15 protein-coding genes are annotated in these 19,236 nt (G+C 58.2%); 14 read left to right on the top strand and 1 reads right to left on the bottom strand.

The window, feature by feature from the left end; all coding sequences use genetic code 11:
- Positions 1–408, top strand: a 408-nt coding sequence (locus PA598K_RS12150; protein ID WP_305779708.1) for a molybdopterin dinucleotide binding domain-containing protein, incomplete at its 5' end; no start/stop codon positions are given.
- 22 nt (positions 409–430) lie between these two features.
- Positions 431–2,758 carry a glycoside hydrolase family 95 protein gene (locus PA598K_RS12145; RefSeq protein ID WP_128657219.1) on the top strand — a complete coding sequence of 776 codons (2,328 nt, stop codon included), beginning with the start codon at positions 431–433 and terminating at the stop codon, positions 2,756–2,758.
- Positions 2,759–2,841: 83 nt separating this feature from the next.
- Here PA598K_RS12145 and PA598K_RS12140 read toward each other — a convergent pair whose 3' ends face one another.
- Positions 2,842–3,291 carry a hypothetical protein gene (locus PA598K_RS12140; protein WP_128657218.1) on the bottom strand — a complete coding sequence of 150 codons (450 nt, stop codon included), beginning with the start codon at positions 3,289–3,291 and terminating at the stop codon, positions 2,842–2,844.
- A 204-nt stretch (positions 3,292–3,495) separates the two neighbouring features.
- On the opposite strand from PA598K_RS12140, the gene PA598K_RS12135 reads away from it, so the two are divergent.
- The 12 genes from PA598K_RS12135 (at position 3,496) to PA598K_RS12080 (ending at position 19,230) form a co-directional block, all read left to right on the top strand.
- Positions 3,496–5,205, top strand: a complete 1,710-nt coding sequence (locus tag PA598K_RS12135) for a sensor histidine kinase (RefSeq protein WP_128657217.1) — start codon at positions 3,496–3,498, stop codon at positions 5,203–5,205.
- Positions 5,202–6,872 carry a response regulator transcription factor gene (locus PA598K_RS12130; protein WP_128657216.1) on the top strand — a complete coding sequence of 557 codons (1,671 nt, stop codon included), beginning with the start codon at positions 5,202–5,204 and terminating at the stop codon, positions 6,870–6,872. The genes PA598K_RS12135 and PA598K_RS12130 overlap by 4 nt, the downstream gene beginning before the upstream one ends.
- Before the next feature lie 213 nt (positions 6,873–7,085).
- Positions 7,086–8,414: an ABC transporter substrate-binding protein gene (locus PA598K_RS12125; RefSeq protein WP_128657215.1), complete on the top strand. Its 1,329-nt coding sequence runs from the start codon at positions 7,086–7,088 to the stop codon at positions 8,412–8,414.
- 25 nt (positions 8,415–8,439) lie between these two features.
- A complete protein-coding gene (locus tag PA598K_RS12120) occupies positions 8,440–9,309 on the top strand; it encodes a carbohydrate ABC transporter permease (protein ID WP_128657214.1) in 870 nt (289 codons plus the stop codon).
- A gap of 12 nt (positions 9,310–9,321) precedes the next feature.
- The gene (locus PA598K_RS12115) at positions 9,322–10,152 is read left to right on the top strand and encodes a carbohydrate ABC transporter permease (RefSeq protein ID WP_128657213.1); all 831 of its coding nucleotides are present in this window, start codon (positions 9,322–9,324) and stop codon (positions 10,150–10,152) included.
- On the top strand, positions 10,152–11,117 hold the full coding sequence (locus PA598K_RS12110; protein WP_128657212.1) for a phosphoglycerate dehydrogenase: 966 nt from the start codon (positions 10,152–10,154) through the stop codon (positions 11,115–11,117). Before PA598K_RS12115 ends, PA598K_RS12110 begins: the two co-directional genes overlap by 1 nt.
- 79 nt (positions 11,118–11,196) lie before the next feature.
- Complete coding sequence (locus PA598K_RS12105) at positions 11,197–12,087, top strand: dihydrodipicolinate synthase family protein (RefSeq protein WP_128657211.1); 891 nt, start codon at positions 11,197–11,199, stop codon at positions 12,085–12,087.
- A 415-nt stretch (positions 12,088–12,502) separates the two neighbouring features.
- Positions 12,503–14,263 (top strand): helix-turn-helix domain-containing protein, encoded by a 1,761-nt coding sequence (locus tag PA598K_RS12100; RefSeq protein ID WP_185601863.1) that lies wholly within the window; start codon positions 12,503–12,505, stop codon positions 14,261–14,263.
- A 12-nt stretch (positions 14,264–14,275) separates the two neighbouring features.
- Complete coding sequence (locus tag PA598K_RS12095; protein WP_260405371.1) at positions 14,276–15,298, top strand: FecCD family ABC transporter permease; 1,023 nt, start codon at positions 14,276–14,278, stop codon at positions 15,296–15,298.
- Positions 15,295–16,308, top strand: a complete 1,014-nt coding sequence (locus tag PA598K_RS12090) for a FecCD family ABC transporter permease (protein ID WP_128657208.1) — start codon at positions 15,295–15,297, stop codon at positions 16,306–16,308. The genes PA598K_RS12095 and PA598K_RS12090 overlap by 4 nt, the downstream gene beginning before the upstream one ends.
- Before the next feature lie 35 nt (positions 16,309–16,343).
- Positions 16,344–18,068, top strand: a complete 1,725-nt coding sequence (locus PA598K_RS12085) for an ABC transporter ATP-binding protein (RefSeq protein ID WP_128657207.1) — start codon at positions 16,344–16,346, stop codon at positions 18,066–18,068.
- 100 nt (positions 18,069–18,168) lie between these two features.
- Complete coding sequence (locus PA598K_RS12080; RefSeq protein ID WP_128657206.1) at positions 18,169–19,230, top strand: NAD(P)/FAD-dependent oxidoreductase; 1,062 nt, start codon at positions 18,169–18,171, stop codon at positions 19,228–19,230.
- Positions 19,231–19,236: the final 6 nt, after the last annotated feature.

Raw genomic sequence — 19,236 nt, 5'->3', positions numbered from 1 at the left:
CCGCCGCTGCCGACCTACGTGCCGCTGCCGCTGGACGAGGAGCCGTATCCGCTGCAGTTCGTCCCGGGGCCCAACCATAACTTCCTGAACTCGACCTTTTCGAACAGCGCCGTCCACCAGAAGCTGGAGAAGCGGCCGCGCGTTTTCATCCATACCGAGGACGCAGAGGCTCGCGGCATCGAGAGCGGCGACCAGGTGCGACTGTGGAACGATCGCGGAGAGTGCGTGCTAGAAGCTGTCGTCGGCGATCAGGTCATGAGGGGCGCTGTCGTCAGTCAGGGACTGTGGTCGGATGAGCCTGGCACGCCGCGTCATGTCAATGCCTTGACGCCGGATCGGCTGGCCGATATGGGCGGCGGAGCGACGTTTTTCTCGGGGCGCGTCGAGGTGACCCGTATCCAGGGATGAGAGAAGGGGAGGACGAAGAGCGATGACGCATAGATTATGGTACAAACAACCGGCCGCGATCTGGGACGAAGCGCTGCCGATCGGCAATGGCCGACTGGGAGCGATGATATTCGGTCGACCGACCGAGGAGCGCATCCAGCTCAATGAGGATTCGATCTGGCACGGCGGTCCGCGCGACCGCAATAACCGCGACGCCAAGGCGAATCTGGGCACGATGCGGGAGCTGCTGTTCGAAGGCCGCCTGAAGGAGGCGCATCAGTTGGCGGTGACGGCCTTCTCGGGCACGCCGAACAGTCAGCGGCATTATAATCCGGCGGGCGACCTGCTGCTGCGCATGGATATCGAGGGCGAGCCGGAGCAGTACCGGCGCACGCTGTATCTCGATCGGGCGATCGCCGAGACGAGCTTCGTCGCAGGCGGCTACAGCTATAGCCGCGCGGCGTTCGCGAGCTACCCCGATGGCGTCATCGTCGTCCGGCTGACGACCGACGCCCCGCAGGGACTGAGCTTCCAGGCGCGGCTGGACCGGCACGGCGGCGCCTATGCGGATCATGTCTCGGCCTTCGGCAGCGACACGATCGCCCTGCATGGCCGCTGCTATGGCCTGCGAGACGATGAGTATATGCTGGCGATGCGCGTCCTGCCCGAGGGAGGGCAGGCGCGCACGATCGGCGAGCATGTCATCGTCGAGGGCGCGCAGGCGGCGACACTGCTGCTGAGCGCGGCGACGACCTTCCGCTCGGACGATGCCAAGGCGGCGGCGCTGGCCGCTCTCGACGCAGCAGCCGGTCGCTCGCATGACGAGCTGCTGCAGCGACATCTCGCAGACTACCAGCCGCTGATCAAGCGGGTGTCGCTGCGACTGGGCAGAGACGAGGGGACAGACGCATCTGGCGCATCTGTCGCCGCGCTGGATACGGGCGAGCGTCTGGAGCGGGTCAAGGCCGGTGAGGCGGATCTGGCACTGCAGGCATTGTACTTCCAGTTTGGCCGATATCTGCTGATCGCCAGCAGCCGTCCAGGCTCGCTGCCGGCCAATCTGCAGGGCATCTGGAATCCGCATATGACGCCGCCCTGGGGCAGCAAGTATACAATCAACATTAATCTGCAGATGAATTATTGGCCCGCCGAGAGCTGCAACCTCTCCGAATGCCATGAGCCGCTCTTCGAGCATATCGAACGGCTCCGCGAGCCGGGCCGGGTGACTGCGCAGCAGATGTACGGCTGCCGCGGCTTCGTCGCCCATCATAATACCGATCTATGGGCGGATACCGCGCCGCAGGACATCTATCTGCCGGCGACCTACTGGACGCTGGGGGCGGCCTGGCTGGCCCTGCATCTGTGGGAGCATTACCAGTTCACCCAGGATCGCGAGTTCCTGGCCCGAGCCTATGAGACGATGCGCGAGGCGGCGCTGTTCTTCGAGGACTTCCTCGTGCAGGAGCCGGGCGGCTATCTCGTCACCTCGCCTTCGGTGTCGCCGGAGAATACATATCGTCTGCCGAGCGGCGAGTCGGGCACGCTCTGCTATGGACCGGCGATGGACAACCAGATCCTCTCGGAGCTGTTCCAGGCGTGCATCGCCGCCTCCGAGCTGCTGGATACGGATGCCGAGGGACGCCAGACGCTGCAGGGCATGCTCGCTCAGCTGCCGCCGACGACGATCGGCAGCGAGGGCCAGATCCAGGAGTGGCTGGAGGACTACGAGGAGCTGGAGCCCGGACATCGCCATATCTCGCATCTGTTCGCGCTCCATCCCGGCTCGGCGATTGCGCCCGGCTCGACGCCGGAGCTCGCGGCGGCGGCCCGCGTGACGCTCGATCGGCGTCTGGCGAGCGGCGGCGGGCATACCGGCTGGAGCCGGGCATGGATTATCAACTTCTATGCGCGTCTGCTCGACGGCGAGGCGGCCTATGATCACCTCACGGCGATCCTGGCGCATAGCACGCTCTCCAACCTGTTCGACAACCACCCGCCGTTCCAGATCGACGGCAACTTCGGCGCGACGGCGGCGGTCGCCGAGATGCTCCTCCAGAGTCATCTGGACCACATCCATGTGCTGCCTGCGCTGCCTTCCGCGTGGTCCGATGGCGAGGTGCGCGGCCTGCGGGCGAGAGGCGGCTACGAGCTGGCGCTGTCCTGGCAGGATGGAGGCTTGCAGCGACTCGAGATCCAGGCCGATCGGGCCGGCGAGTGCCGGGTGCGCTCGGCGCTGCCGCTGCGCTTGGCGGCGGAGGCAGGAGACGCCACGAGCGTGGCCGATGCGGATGGCTTGTACGTGACGACGCTCCGACTTGCCGCAGGTCAGACGGCGCAACTCGTGCCGACCGCTGCGATTGCCACTGAGTAATGGCACAGCGAATACAATAACGCGGGCGGCATCCACTTGGATGCCGCCCGCGTCTTGCTGTCATGCTATTCCTTGCTGTCGCGCTATTCGAACTCTCGCTGCAGCGGCTCGAAGCCTGCCATAGACAGCATCGAGCCGCTGTAGTTATCGAAGCCAGTCGCCACCTTGCCCTCGATGATGAGCACGATGACCTCCTTGTTGTCCTCGCCCTTGAGCCATACGGCGACGCCGTTCTCCTCGCTCTGCACATCGGTGATGCTCTTGTACACCTCGGGATTGCTCAGCGGGAGCGCCTGGATCGGCCCGTCCGGCATCGGCGTATCGGCGCTATATAGCTGCTGATACTCCGGATGCACATGCTCCTTCACATACGCGCTGCGCGCCTCCTCCGACGTCTCATTCAGGAAGTCATTCACATAGCTCAGCGCCAGCTGCTCATGGCTATTCGGAGCGTTCTCACCCTTGTCGCCTCCGCATGCCGCTGTCAGCAGCGCTAGTAGGAGCAGTGCGGCCGCCACCATCGATTTTCTCATCTCTGTATCCTCTCCCATCCATCCTTGCTCTTGATGCCACGATATCATATCCCCTCTCATTATGCCGGATGACACCGTCAGCTGTCCAACTGGCCTGCACGCTCGTATTTTACAGCGGAGATTTTTTTCTGTATGATGGTATCAATTTTCTGATCAGACGGCTGTATCTGCTGATCGCACCGTCGCTGCCAAAGGAGTCCGCCTATGAAAATGACCATATTCGTCAAAATTCTACTGCTGATCGTCGCCTTGCTTATCCCGGTCATCCTGTTGTACGGCTACTCGAATCAAGTGAGCGAGCGGGTCGTCAACGACACGATCAAAAGCGAGAACCGCAACCGACTGTCCTTTTTCGTCAGCCAGATGGATATGATGGTCGATCAGTTGCTCCGGCACTCGCTTAATGCGAGTCGGGACTATAGTATCCGCGAATATGTCGACAGTCGCAGCGAGATCGATCCGGTCGTTCGGCTGCAGCGGATCGGGCGGATCGTCGACATGCTCAACATGCAGACCTCGACGAGCGCGTGGAGCAACCAGATCATCTTCTATCTGCAAGGCTCGCAGGAGGTTATCTCGACCGACTACTCGGCCCGGTATGACGAGGCTGCGCTACGTGCGCGCCGGACAGGGCTATGGGAGCATCGGGAGGAGACCGGCTTTGGCCTCAAGGAGAAGATGTTCACCTACGTGCAGCAGTCGGATATGGAGGGTGTGATGGTCGAGGTGCGCTTCTCCGACGACAGCCTCAAAAATATGCTGAGCCGGCTGAAGCAAAATGATGACCGCGAGTCGTTCCTGTACCGAAAAGGGGATGAGCCGATCGTCAACTATACCGCCAACTTCGATCTGATCCGCAGGACGGCGGCGAAGCTCGACGAGATGCGCCTGCCCGGCAACGGCAGCATCAACATGGAGCTGGATGGCAGGGCTTACATTGTCAACTACATCCGCTCGGTGTCGCTCGATTGGCATCTGGTCGACCTGGTGCCGTTGGACAGCTTTTTCGCGCCGATCCATACGAGCCGCAATCTGTTCTATTCGTCCATCGGACTACTGACCGCATTGGGGATCTTGGCGGCGCTCTTGCTCTATCGCAACGTCCAGCGCCCGTTGCAGCTGCTGCAGCGCGGCGTGCAGCGGATCAAGGAAGGGCAGTACGCCACCCGCTTGCGCATGCGGCCCAACAATGAGTTTGATTATGTCTTCCTGCGCTTCAACGAGATGGCGGGGCAGATCGAGGAGCTGATCGACAAGGTGTACAAGGAGACTTTGCGCAGCAAGGAAGCAACGCTCAAGCAATTGCAGTCGCAGATCAACCCTCACTTCCTGTACAATTGTCTGTTCTATATCAAAAATATGGCCAAGCTCAAGGAGCATGAGGCGGTGGAAGCGATGGCGCTGAATCTGGGGGAATATTACCGTTATACGACAAGGCTGGAGCATGCCGCAACCTCGCTGCGAGAGGAAGTGAAGCTGGTAACCAATTATCTGGAGATCCAGTCAATGCGCTTGCAGCGCTTCCACTATGAGATCGACATCCCGGCGGCGATGCTGGAGCTGCCGATCCCGAAGCTGCTGCTGCAGCCGTTGGTCGAAAATGCCGTGCTGCACGGAGTCGAACGAAGCGACGCCTTTGGACTCATCGAGATCAGGGGCGAGCAGCGGGATGGGCTGTGCCGGATCATCGTCGAGGATAACGGACCGGGGATGACCGAGGAGGCGCGAGCGCAGCTGCTGCGGAGGATCAATGAGCCGCTGGAGGAGGAGAGCGGCTGCGGACTGTGGAACATCCATCAGCGTCTGCTGCACGGCTATGGCGGTCGGTCGGGCCTGCAGTTCGACGCCTCGCAGCGCGGCGGCATGCAGGTCGTGATGGTCTGGGAGATGCAGGAGGGGAGAGAGCAAGGATGAACAACAGATGGGCGCAGGACAACCGGTATCAGCTGCTCCTCGTCGATGACGAGGCGAGCGTCGTCGACAGTCTGGCAGACACGCTGGACTGGTCGTCGATCGGCATCGAGACGGTGTACAAAGCCAGCTCGGCCAAGGAAGCGCTGGAGGTGCTCGGCAGCCATGCGGTCGATATCCTCGTCACGGATATCCGGATGCCAGGGATGAGCGGGCTGGAGCTGATCGCCGAGGTGCGGAAGGGCTGGAAGCGGATCGTCTGCCTGCTGCTGTCGGGGCATGCCGAGTTCGAGTATGCCCGCTCCGCGATGTCGCATGACGTCTATGACTATCTGCTGAAGCCGGTGAGCGACCAGGAGCTGCTGACCAAGGTTGGCGGCGCGGTCGAGCACTTGAGGCAAGCGAGGGACGAGGCCCGTCTGTACCAGCAGCTGGCGCAGGCGTTCCAGGAGAACCTGCCGACGCTGCGCGGCGAGCTGCTCAGCGAGCTGCTGCAGGGCAGGCCGTACCTGCCGGAGCGGCTGCGGGAGAAGCTCGAGACGCTGAAGCTGACGCTGGCGCAGGACGAGCCGTTCATGCTCATGCTCATACGGCTGGAGGGGCGGATGTCGGAGCTGGATTTTTATAGCGTCTCGTTGATGGAGTACGCCGTGCTCAACATGGCCTCGGAGGTGTTCGAGGACGGCTGCGAGCTATGGCCCTGCAAAAGCGTGCACGGATACCTGGTCATCCTCGTCCGGCTGGATGGCCGCAGCATGGCGGACGGACTGGACGCGGCGGCTGCCCGGATGCGGCAGCGGGCGACGCAGCTGCAGCTCAGCGTCGAGCATTACCTGCAGGGCATGGTCTCTGTGCTGCTCAGTCCGTGGGGGGCCTTCCCGCGCGATATCCAGTCCCGCTACGAGGATGTGCTGCTGGCGCTGCGGCGCAGCGTCGGCAGTCAGAGCGGACTGGTCATCCAGGTAGGCGACGAGCTGGAGCAGCCGCCGGTACGGCCGCTCCATCGTCTGTACGAGCCGCCGCTGCTGGTGCATTTGCTCGAGTCGGGCAGCTGGGAGCAGGCCGAGCACAAGCTGGCGGCGATCTGGACCGAGCTTAGGGAGCAGGACGCCGAGTCGCCGGAGCATCTGACGGAGGTGTTCTTCGCCGTCTATGCCGCATTCAGCGGATTCGCCCACAAGAATGGCCGCACGCTCACCGAGATGCTGGGCGCCGAGCTGTCGGATGTCGCCGGGCTGGCTGCCTGTCGCTCCTCGGCCGCCTTGCAGAGCTGGATGCTGCGCGCCTGCGCGCAGCTGCGCCAGTCGATGGACCGGGAGACGCGCAACGACCGGGAGCACGCTGTCCAGCGGATCCAGACGTTCATCCGCAGCCGGCTGACGGAGGACGTCTCGCTGCAGGCGATCGCCGACCATATGTATATGCATCCGGTCCACGTCTCGCGAGTATACAAGCTGGAAACCGGGGATAATATTAGCGATTACGTGCTGCGGCTGAAGATGGAGCTGGCCGCGTCGCTGCTGGCCGATCCGTCGCTCAAAAATTACGAGATCGCCCTCCGGCTCGGGTATCAGAACCCGAATTATTTCAACAAGGTGTTCAAGCGGTATTACGCGTTGACGCCGCAGGAATATCGTCAGACGCTGGACCCGGCAGCCGAACGCAAATGAGACGGCGAGAGCATTCCCGATACGATCAAGCCTTGGCTTTCGTCTGTTCAGGCGAAGGCCTTTTTGATGACAAAACGAAAGGTCCCGCATCAAGCATCGTGTTAAATTTGTATCCCATAGTTAAAATGTTGCCCTAGGAATGGATATGAAAACGCTTTAGGATAAATACAAGGCCAAGACAAACCACCACAAACAGACGGAGGTCGACAGCGAATGAAAAGCTGGATGAAAAAAACGGTGACACTCGGACTGCTCGCCGCACTGGCTGCGGGCTGCAGCAGCGGCGGCGGCAATGGGGAGAGCAAAGGCGCAGGCGCCTCGGATAACGGGCAGAAGCCTACTCTGACGTTCTGGATGAAAAAGCAGCTGTTCGAGGAGCAGAACAAGCTGATCGCGGAGCGGGCCAAGCAGTTCGGCGAGGAGAACAATGTCAAGGTCGACGTCGAAATTATCGCCTACGAGGACTTCTATCCGAAGTGGACGGCAGCGATCGAATCCGGCGCTGTGCCGGACGTCTCCTTCTTCGGCTACCAGGAGATCGGCCAATTTTACGGTCGCGGCGTCCTCGAGGACGTCACCGATCTGATCGGCGACGTGGAGAGCAAGGGCAGCCCGATCAGCGATAATATCAAGCAGGCGGTCACCTTCGAGGACAAGCAATACGGCGTGCCGTTCTGGAGCGAGACGCAAGTATTGTACTACCGTAAGGACTTGCTGGAGCAAGCCGGATTCTCGTCGCCTCCGAAGACATGGGACGAGCTGCGCGAGATGGCCAAGACATTGACCGATACGGGCAAAGGGCAATACGGCATCGGCATGGGCTACGGCAAGGGCAACTCGGACGCCGAATTTCTCACGCGCGGCATCATCTGGTCGTACGGCGGCTCCGTCGATACCGAGGACGGCAAGACCGTCAACGTCGACTCGCCAGGCACAGTAGCAGCGACGAGCTTTATCCGCGATATTTTCCTGACGGACAAGAGCACCCCGCCGAGCGCGCTTGGATGGGACGACAGCGGCAACAACAAAGCCTATTTGAGCGGCCAGGCGGCGATGATCTTCAATACCGGCAGCATCCTGGCGACGATCAAGGACGATAATCCCGATCTGTATGAGAAGACAGGAATCGCGCCTTATCCTGCGGGACCGGAAGGGGTATTCATCCCCGGCATCAGCAACTCGTTGGGTATTTTCAAGCAATCGCAGAACAAGGAGCTGGCCAAGCAATTGATCGCCTATCTGCTCGATAAGGAATGGTACAACAGCTGGATCGTCGAAGGTGCGCCGCTCACGGTGCCGGTCTATCCGGAGCTGACGAAAGAGGCGGTCTGGCAGGACGAGAAGAACAAGGCGTTTGTCGACTCGGTCGACGACTTCTACTTCCTCGGCTACCCGGGCCCCTACAATCCAAAGGCTGGCGAAGTGTTCAACCTGCGGATCGTCAACGACATGTTCCAGAAGCTGATGCTCGAGCAGGAATATGCGCCGGAGGCTGCTGTGAAGGATCTGCAATCTAAAATCCAAGACGTATACAATCAGTAAGGCAAGTCGGAAGGCGGTATGCGGCATGAAAACAAAACTGGACAATAAACTTGCTTATCTGCTGATGAGCCCGGTATTGATCTATTTGCTGGCGGTCATGGTCCTGCCCTTCGGCTGGGCCCTCTACCTCAGCTTTACCGATAAGGTCGTCGGGATGCCGGCGCGATTCACCGGACTGACCAACTACATCGAGCTGATGCGGGATTCGATCTTCTGGAAGGCGGTCTGGAACACGATTGTTTTCACCGGGGTCGCGGTCTTCTTCAAAACGGTATTCGGCATGATCATGGCGCTGGTGCTCAACGAGAAGATCGTCTGCCGCAACCTGTTCCGGGTGCTGCTGTTCCTGCCGTGGACGATCCCGACGATCGTCTCGGTGTTCACCTGGCAGTGGATCTACTCCGACGTCGGCGGCGTGCTCAACCATATCCTGCTTCAGCTTAAGCTAATCGGCCAGCCGATGGGCTGGCTCGCCCAGCCCGATCTGGCGATGCTCTCGGTCATCCTGGTCAATGTGTGGCGGGGCATCCCGTTCATGGGGATCGCGATCCTGGCCGGCCTGCAGACGATATCCAGGGATATGTACGAGGCCGCGATGCTCGACGGCGCAGGCGCGATCAAGCGGTTCTGGTTTATCACGCTGCCCTCGGTCAAGGAAGTGGCGATCCTGGCAGGCGTCATGACGACGATCTGGACGCTCAACGACTTTGAGATCATCTGGCTGCTGACGCGAGGCGGACCGTCCAATGCGACGCAGGTGCTGTCGACGCTGAGCTACACGATTGGATTTCTGAATATGAGTCTGGGCAAAGCGATCGCCATCGCGATCCTGACGATGCCGCCGCTCATCATGCTCATTAACTATGTGACGAAGCGCTCGCTTTCGAGAGAGTAGGTGCAATACACGATGGAGAACAATTCACTCGGCAAGCAGATCGTCGTCTACACGACGCTGGCCTTCATGCTGCTGTGCGCTTTATTCCCGCTATACTGGATGCTTAATACCTCCTTTAAGTCGACGGGCGAGATCTATCGGCTCGTGCCGACCTACTGGCCCGAAGCGTTCAGTTGGGACGCCTACGTCAAGCTGCTGAACGAGAAGGGCTTTATGGTCAATATCCGCAACAGTCTCGTCGTCTCGCTCACCGTGTCGCTGTTCTCGATAGCGGTCAGCATGCTGGCCGCCTACGCGATCTCCAAGCTGAAGTTCAGAGGACGCTCGCTCATCTCCAAAGGCATCCTGTACGCCTATCTGATGCCGCGCGCCGTGCTGTTCATCCCGCTCTATATGCTCGTATCGGCGATTGGCATCAGCAACTCGATCTATGGTCTGATGCTCATCTACCCGACGATCACGATCCCGTATGCGACATGGATGCTAATCTCGTACTTCAAGTCGATCCCGGTCGAGATCGAGGAGGCGGCGATGATCGACGGCTGCAGCCGGGCACGGACCTTGCGGAGTATTATCTTCCCGCTGGCTGCGCCCGGTCTGGCCGCGACGTTTATCTTTGCCTTCACCCTGTGCTGGAGCGAATATCTGTACGCGCTGGTCATCGTCACCAAGACGGCGGACAAGACGATCACGCTGGGACTCTCGGAGATGATCGTCGGCGATGTGTTCGCGTGGGGACCGCTGATGGGCGGCTCGATTATCGCCTCGATCCCGGTCATCATCATGTATCTGTTCACATCGAAATATATGGTCAGCGGTATGACCGTCGGAGGTGTCAAGTAATGCATGCACGCTGTAAGGTGCTGGTGACGGCAACCAATTATTCGCTGTATTGCGCAGAGGGCAAACGAATGCTAGAGGAAGCGGGCTGCGAGATCGTCGAAAACCGGCTCGGCCGCCCGCATACGAGGGAGGAGCTGCTGCCGCTGGTCGGCGACATCGATGCTGTCGTCGCGGGAGTCGACACATGGGACGAGACGGTGTTCGAGCATGCGCCCAGGCTGCGTCATATCGCTCGCTTCGGCGTCGGCATCGACAATATCGATCTGGCCGCTGCGGCGGCCAGGGGCATCCAGGTGACTAATGCGCCGGCAGGCAACAGCAATGCCGTCGCGGAGCTGACGGTCGGGCTGATCCTCTCGCTGCTCCGCAACATACCGGCGCTCCAGCAATCGGCCAAAAGAGGCTATTGGGATCGCAAGATCGGCCAGGAGCTGGCAGGCAAGACGGTCGGGCTGCTCGGCTTCGGCAATATCGCCCGGATGGTGGCGAGGAAGCTCCAGGGCTTCGAGGTGGAGCTGCTCGCCTATGACAAATATCCGAACGCTGCAGCAGCCCGCGATCTGGGCGTTCGTCTGGTCGAGGCTGATGAAGTGCTGCAGCAGAGCGACATCGTGAGCATGCATCTGCCGAGCTTGCCGGAGACGCGTCGTATGATGAGCGACCGGCAGTTCGGCCTGATGAAGCGGAGCGCTCACTTCGTCAACACCGCGCGGGGCGCGCTCGTCGACGAGCAGGCGCTGCATCGGGCCTTGACGGAGGGGACCATCGCAGGCGCGGCTATCGATGTCTACGAGCAGGAGCCTGTGTCGGCGGACAATCCGCTGCTTGCGCTGGATGCGCTGCTCGCGACGCCGCATACGGCGGCTGAGACGATCGAGACGTATCATCGGGTCGGGCTCGTCACGGCGCAGGCGATCATCGACAGCATAGCGGGGCGGCAGCCTGCCCATCTGTTGTATCCGTAAGCCCGCCGGGCTGCGACGGCTGTGGATACGACTAGAGCTGATTTGAGTTGACTATGAATGGGGAAGCGGGGAGTTAGAGATGAAACGATTGCATGGCATCACGACGGCGATGGTGACGCCGTTTACGGCGGAGGGCGCAGTCAATCTGGAGCAGGTGGAGGCGCTGACCGAATTTTTGATCGGCAAAGGGGTGCATGCGCTGTTCCCGCTCGGCACAACCGGCGAGATGGTGCGCCTGTCGACGGCCGAGCGCAAGCAGATCGCCGAGACCGTCATCCGGACGGCGGCGGGGCGGGTGACGGTGTATATCCATGCCGGGGCGGCTACCCAGTCGGATACGATCGAGCTGGCCAGGCATGCGCAGGCAAGCGGCGCAGACGGCATCGGCGTCGTGACGCCGCAGTTCCTGGGCGCCAACGAGCGCGAGCTGGAGCACTACTATGTAACCCTATCCCGGCGTCTGCCCGAGGACTTCCCGATCTATCTGTACAACATCCCGCAATGCTCGGCCAACGACCTGCCGACTGCCGTAGCCGAGCGCGTGGCGGAGCAGTGCGCCAACGTCGTCGGGATCAAATACAGCTATCCGGACTTCCTCCGCACCAATGAATATTTGGCGATCCGGGATGGCCGCTTCTCGGTCATGCAAGGCGCGGACCGCCTGCTGCTGCCGGCGCTGGCGATGGGCTGCGACGGCGTCATCTCCGGGGTGTCGTGCGTCTATCCAGAGCCGTTCGTCGCCGTATATAACGCATACCAGGCCGGGGATCTGGCGGAGGCCCGCCGCTTGCAGCGCATCGCCATCCAGTACTGCGAGACGCTGCGCAGCGGCAGCAACATGTCGTACTTCAAGGAGGCGCTCAAGCTGCGCGGCATCGATGTCGGCCATATGCGGGCGCCGCAGCTCGATCTGCCCGAGCGCGAGGTCGAGGCGCTGCGCCAGGCGCTGGCGGAGCTGCCGCGAGTATAATCTGGGTTCGATAGAATAGTAGTCTTTGATAGAATAGTAGAACAACAGACAGCCTTCCATACGATGGCTGTCTGTTGGTGTATAAATTTAAAGCGATACGAATTGCAAGTTCACTTATTAGGCTCTTTGATGGTATAATTCATTCTAGCAAGCTCACTGATACTGATTATCAAAATCACTTGAAGGCAAGACATCGACAGGGTGATGTTAAAAGGAGTGGATAAGGATTCAAACTGAGAGAGAAGCAAAGCAAGGGTTTGCTTCCGAGGAGATAGACGAGATGGCTCGCCTGTGGGTTCAGTCAAGGATCACCTTAATGGATGTCCGCTGCAGGTGCATCGACTCTAAGACGCCATTGCTCAACTATCGCATGCCAACAAGCATACAGGTGTTCATTAGCGGCGGGAAGGCGAACTTGCAATTAAATCATACGGTATATGCGGTCGATCGTTTTGCCGTCTTTCACGGCGGCAAGGGGACCAAGCTCAGCCTATGGGCGCTGGACGATTCTGTCGATATGTTCATGGTGCTATACAAAGCCGAGCTGCCAGCCAAGCGGAACGAAGAGGCGCACGGCTTGATGGAGCAATTGAACCCCTTTGAGCAGCAGTTTGCTTATGTCCCCGGCAATCCGCTTTTGCTGAAGAGCTTGTTTCAACAGATGTTAGAGCATTGGCTGCTCGTTTCGCCGTTAGAGCAATTGCATGCCAAGACGTTATTGTATCAGACGGTTGGCGAAGTGTACCATGACTTGCGCACCGATGGCCTAGAGCTTTTGCAGCCCGACCCCGTGAGCTCTACGAAGCGTTATTTGGATGAACACTATATGAATCCAGTGCTTTTTGAAGCGATAGCCGATATGTTTGCGATTAGCAGAGGTCAATTGACGCGACTGTTCAAAAGAAGATTAGGGATGAGCCTGCAGGAGTATGTGACAGTGAAGCGGCTCAAAGCGGCATCGGACGGATTGCTCAACAGCAATGCAACGATCAAGGAAGTCGCGATGAGTTGCGGTATGGTGGAAGAGCTTAACTTGATCCGTCTATTCAAAAAATATTATCGGATGACGCCAAGCGAATATCGGAACAAAAAGATAACCTCGATGCACGATTGTGATATTGATAACCATTCTCAACATCTCTACAATGAAAAAGGGCTAGACGATATAGTCAAATTTCAAAGAGATGGGGATTACAGTATGCTGCAAGAAATGAAGAGTAAGGAATTGATCGTCGCTGCAATGATGTGTCTCATGATGTTGTTATCCGCGTGCTCATCATCGACGCCGACAGAACAGAATAAGCCGGCCAATGTAGAGACCACGGAGAACGCCGCAAACAAAGAAACAAGAACGATCAGCACGGTGCGGGGCGATATCGAGGTGCCTGCTGATCCGCAACGTGTTGTCGTGCAATATTTGATGGGCGATGTTGTCGCGCTGGGCATCAAGCCGGTCGGCATTTCGGACGTGTATGACGGCGCGGCCTTTGCCGAGCAGATGGCTGATATTACGATTCTGGAATGGATGCCTGATTGGGACGGCGAAGATGTGATGAAGCTGCAGCCGGACCTTATTATTGTGATTGGCGAGGATTATGTAGAGAAGCTTTCCAAGATTGCGCCGACGGTGCTGGTCCCGTTGATCGATTTGACCCAGGATGAGCGGATTACATTTATGGGCGAGCTGCTGAACAAGCAAGAGGCTGCAGCCGCAGCGATCGAGGAGTATAACGCGGCGGTCGAGACGGCCAAGTCGAACCTGCAGCAGGCTGGCTTTGACAACTATACGGTATCTGTCTTTGAAGGCGGCGCCGATGCGACCATGACCGTGCTTGGCGGCAAGTTCGGTGCAGGAAGTGTGGCTTACGCTTCGCTGGGACTGCGTGCGCCGGAGACGGTTCAGACCGCTATTCTGGATCAGGGGATTTCCAAACAAGCCTTGTCCTTTGAAGTATTGGCGGATTACAGCGGCGACTTTATTATTCGCAACAGCTACGAAGGAATGGCGGATCTATCCAACGATACGATCTGGAATTCGCTGGAGGCCGTTCAAAACAATCGGGTCGTTGAGATTAAGTTCGGCTTGAATTTTTATACCGACATCTATTCCTCCATCGCTCAAATTAATACGGTCTCGTCGGAATTGCTGAAGCGGCTGGAAGAGACGAAAAATTAAGGGATCGCGATGATGAACAAACTTCAGTCAAAGCCGCACGGGGCAATCAAATTTACGTTGTATATCGTGATTGGGCTTGGGTTGACGGCTCTCATGTCGGCGTTGTCGATCAGCTTTGGCGCCGCCGACTTGCGTATAGCGACAGTTTGGGAAGCTATCTTCCGTTTTGATCCAGCGCTGAGAGACCACCAGATTATACAAACGCTGCGGCTGCCGCGCACAGTAGCGGATCTCGTCGTCGGATGCAGCCTGGCAGTATGCGGAGCAATTATGCAAGGAACCACGCGCAATCCGCTTGCGGATTCGGGATTGATGGGGATCACCTCGGGAGCTGCTTTTGCGATTGCGCTTTGCTTGGCGTTTTTGCCAGGCTACACGTATGGACAGATGATGCTGTTTGCTTGTCTCGGCGCTGCGCTGGCGACCGGGATGACGTATTTCATCGCTTCATTGGGCAAGCGAGGGATGACTCCGCAGCGACTCGTATTGGCCGGCTTGTCGATCTCTATGCTGTTTGGCGCGCTCTGTCAATATTTAGCGATTAATTACGATTTGGGCCGTGCGCTGGCGTTCTGGACAGCAGGTAGCACGGCAGGCGCGAAGTGGGGAGAGCTGCTTCTGGTCTCGCCGTTGTTTGTGGGCGGCGTGCTGCTTGCGTTGGCCCTTTCGCCATCGGTCACCTTGCTTAGCCTTGGGGAGGATGTCGCTGGAGGACTTGGGGTTCGCAGCGGTCTGATCAAGGGCCTCTCGACCCTTATCGTGCTCGTGCTTACCGGGCTTGCTGTTGTCATCGTCGGCCCTGTCGGTTTTGTCGGGCTGATTACGCCGCATATGGTGCGCTATATGGTGGGTGTCGATTATCGCTACATTATTCCCGCCTGTGCAGTGTATGGCGCGCTGTTGACGGTTTCGGCCGATTTGGCCGGGCGACTGGTCAATCGACCGTTCGAGACGCCGATCGGCATTATTTTCTCGATGATTGGCGTCCCCTACTTTCTCTTTCTTGCGCGCAGGCAGAGGAGGGAGTTTGGATGAGCAAGCAGCGATATAACCTGCAGCGCGGCCTCTTCGTCATTGGCGCGCTTCTGGCGTTGATTTTTGTTTTTGCTGCCATCAGCGTTGTGTCGGGGACGATGTCTGTGTCGCCGATCGAGGTGCTTCATGTGCTGCTCGGCAGCGGTACGGACCAGCAAAAGCTGATTGTGCTGGATTTTCGTTTGCCGCGCATCATGCTGGCGATTTTGGTCGGTCTCGGGATGGGCGCTGCCGGGGTTGTGATGCAGAGCTTGCTGCGCAACGATATGGCCAGTCCAGGCACCTTGGGTATTAGCGCAGGCTCAGGCTTATTCGTCTTGGTTTTTGTGGTGTACATCGCATCCGTTGGTGCGAGTTCGTTTATTTTGCTGCCCCTCCTGGCCTTTGTAGGGGGCATGCTGGCGGCCGGAATGATATTTTTGCTTTCCTATCAGCGCGGACGAGCGATTTCCCCGATTGGACTCATTATGACGGGCGTCGCGCTAGGCAGCGGATATGGGGCGTTGACGACCTTTTTAACCTTGAAACTGGACGATTCGCAGATGAATTTTATGCTGCGCTGGCTTGCGGGCAGCTTGTGGGGCTCCGATTGGCGCTATATTGCCATTCTGACTCCCTGGATTTTTATCTTGCTGGCTTACATTTTTTACAAGGCGCGCATGCTCAACACGCTTAATCTCGGCAACCAGACGGCTGAAGGGCTGGGACTTGCGGTGAAGCCGGAGTTTCTGGGGTTGTCGATCGCCGCCGTGGCATTGTCTTCGGGCAGCGTGGCTTTGGGAGGCAGTTTTTTCTTTATTGGCCTGATTGCTCCGCATCTGGCGCGCAAGCTTGTAGGGCCGGATCACAAGCTGTTGATTCCGGCGGCCAGCTTGACCGGGGGCTTGATCGTCGTATTGTCCGATACGATTACGCGTACGGTCAGTCTGGGAGGAGACGTGCCGACAGGCATCGTCATCACGATTGTCAGTGTGCCGTATTTTCTCTATTTATTAGCCAAGGCGAACTAACGACATTCACAAGAGAGTAGGGGGCGGGGAGCAACATGCAAATCGCTTGGCGCGTCCTTTCAGGCGCGCGGAAATATTGGTTTCCGTATAGTCTTGGTTTTTTGGGTCTTATTATAGCTACGGTTTCGGGATTTTACTTGCCTTGGGCGCTGCGTACTTTAACCCAATTGGCGACAGAGGGCATCGCCAATTTTGCTTCGGAGGCGTTAACCGTCGGCTTGCTGCTGTTAGGCGCAACTACGCTGCAAGCGATCGGCGCCTCCTTGTCGGGCTATATGAATCACTACACGGCACTGCATTGTGTAGCGGATCTGCGCACTCGCTTGTATCGCAAATATCAGCAAATGAGCTTGCGCTATTTCAACCGCAGCCGAACGGGCGATTTGACGGGACGTGTGGTCAACGATGCAATGGAGGCAGAAATTTTTATTGCTCACATCATTCCGGAGTTTGTTATTAATACTCTCACTTTTGTAGGCGTTGGCATCCTGCTCCTGACGATTAATGTGAAGCTGGCGCTCCTCAGCTTAGTTACGGTTCCGATTTTGCTTGCCATTACGGTGTGGCAAAGCAAGTTTTTGGCCCCGATGTGGGGGGAGAACTCCAAGGTACGAGGGGAGATCTCCGGCAAAGTACAGGAGAATCTGGCGGGGATGAAGGAAATTCAAATTTTCAACCGTCAGGAGGAAGAGCAAGTCAAGGTGAGTCATTTGGCCTTAAGACATGCGAAGACGTACTTGCGAGCCAGTAAATTTTATGAAACGTCGGTTCCCTTGCTTGCCTTTGTGACGGCGCTTGGCACGGTATTGGTTGTTATTTTTGGCGGTCGCTTGATCGGCACGGGAGAGGTAACCATCGCCGATATTGTCGGGTTTATTGCCTATCTGACCATGTTCTACAGCCCGGTAAAGTCGTTCTCGGGATTAGTGGAGCAGGCTGGACGCGCAGCAGCAGCCCTCCGGCGGGTATACGAGGTGCTCGAGACAGAAGAGGATGTGCAAGAGAAGCGTCATGCGATCGTATTGCCGAGAGTACAGGGGCAAATTTCGTTTAACGAGGTATCCTTCGCTTATCAGGACGGTACGCCCGTGCTGGAGCAATTAAGCCTGACGATCGAGCCGGGACGCAAGGTGGCGCTCGTGGGCACAACCGGCGTAGGCAAGACGACGCTGGCGAGTCTCGTGAATCGATTTTACGATCCGCTACAAGGGTCGATCACGATGGACGGAATCGATATTCGCGATGTGACCCTACATAGCTTGCGCAATAATATATCGATGGTGTTGCAAGATACGTTCCTGTTTGACGGCTCGGTGTACGACAACATTGCTTATGGATGGCAAGATGCGACCCGCGAAGCTGTGCTCGCTGCGGCGAGGGCGGCAAAGGCGCATGATTTTATCATGGCGATGGAACAGGGCTATGACACGATTATCGGAGAGCGGGGCGTGCGGTTGTCCGGCGGCCAAAAACAGCGGTTATCGATTGCGCGGGCGATTTTGCGGAATGCTCCGATCCTGATATTGGATGAGGCGACCTCGGCCCTGGATACGAAGACAGAGCAAGAGATTCAGATGGCGTTGGATGAAATCTCCAAGGATCGAACAACCTTGGTCATCGCCCATCGCTTGTCCACGATTCGTCATGCCGACTTGATCGTCGTGCTTGAAGGCACGGGGATTGCCGAGATGGGGACCCATGAGGAATTGCTCCAGCGCAATGGGACATATGCCCGCTTGTATGCCGTTCAGGCGTCCTAGGGCGTGTCTGCACACCCGCTCAGGGGCATCTTAGACCCTAGCGGCGCAGCCACAGGAACATAGCATTAGAACATCCGAAGACACACAGGGGGAATGAACGATGAGCGCAACGCTAGAGCTATACGATCTGACCATTATCGGGGGCGGTCCTGCCGGACTATATGCTGCCTTCTACAGCGGCATGCGCGATATGAAGGTCAAGCTGATCGAGGCCAAGGACCAACTGGGCGGGAGGCTGCTGCTATATCCCGAGAAGATGATCTGGGATGTGGGCGGCGTAACGCCGATTCGCTGCGAGCGATTGATTGAACAGTTAATACAACAGGCCCAGACCTTCGACCCCGAGATTGTACTTGGGCAGCAGATCAGTCATCTGGAACGGCTGGACGACGGGACGATGATCGTCACCGCGGAGAGCGGAGAGCGTCATCATACGCGCGCGCTCATCTTGGCGCTTGGTTATGGCGTATTAAAGCTGGCGAAGCTGGATATCGCAGGAGCCGACCGCTACGAGCTGACCAATCTGCACTATACAGTGCAGGAGCTGGAGCGCTTCAAGTCCAAGCGCGTGCTCATCTCGGGCGGCGGCGATTCGGCGGTGGACTGGGCCAATGAGCTGGAAGCCATTGCTGCCAGCGTAACCGTTGTTCATCGTCGCGAGCGCTTTGGCGGACATGAGAAAAATGTGAAGCGGATGAAAGAATCCTCCGTCGATGTTCGCACCCCGTATGCGTTGTCCCAATTGTACGGCAATGCGGCGGGGGATTCGATAGCATCCGTTACGATCGCAAAGGTGAATGCAGAAGGCGAATTGGAGACCGAGACCGAGCGTTTGGAGGTGGACGAGGTGATCGTCAACCACGGCTTGCGCGGCGATTTTGGTTCGATCAAGGACTGGGGCATGGTCATGGGGGAATGGAATATTCCCGTCGATGGGCGTTTATCCTCAACGCTGCCCGGAATTTTCGTTGCCGGCGACACAGCCGACTATACGACAAAGGTTCATTTGATCGCGGGCGCCTTTACGGACGCGGTCCTCGCTGTCAACAACGCCAAAAAATACATCGATCCCGAAGCAAGCAGCATGGCTCGGGTATCCTCGCATAACAGCGTATTTAAGGAGAAGAACAAAGCACTCGGCGTGGCGGAGGAAGATGCGTAAGCTCTG

It is taken from the genome of Paenibacillus sp. 598K, assembly GCF_003851045.1.
Classification (GTDB): domain Bacteria; phylum Bacillota; class Bacilli; order Paenibacillales; family Paenibacillaceae; genus Paenibacillus_D.
The sequence above is the reverse complement of the archived record's forward strand: the minus strand, read 5'-3'. Positions and strand labels throughout refer to the sequence as shown.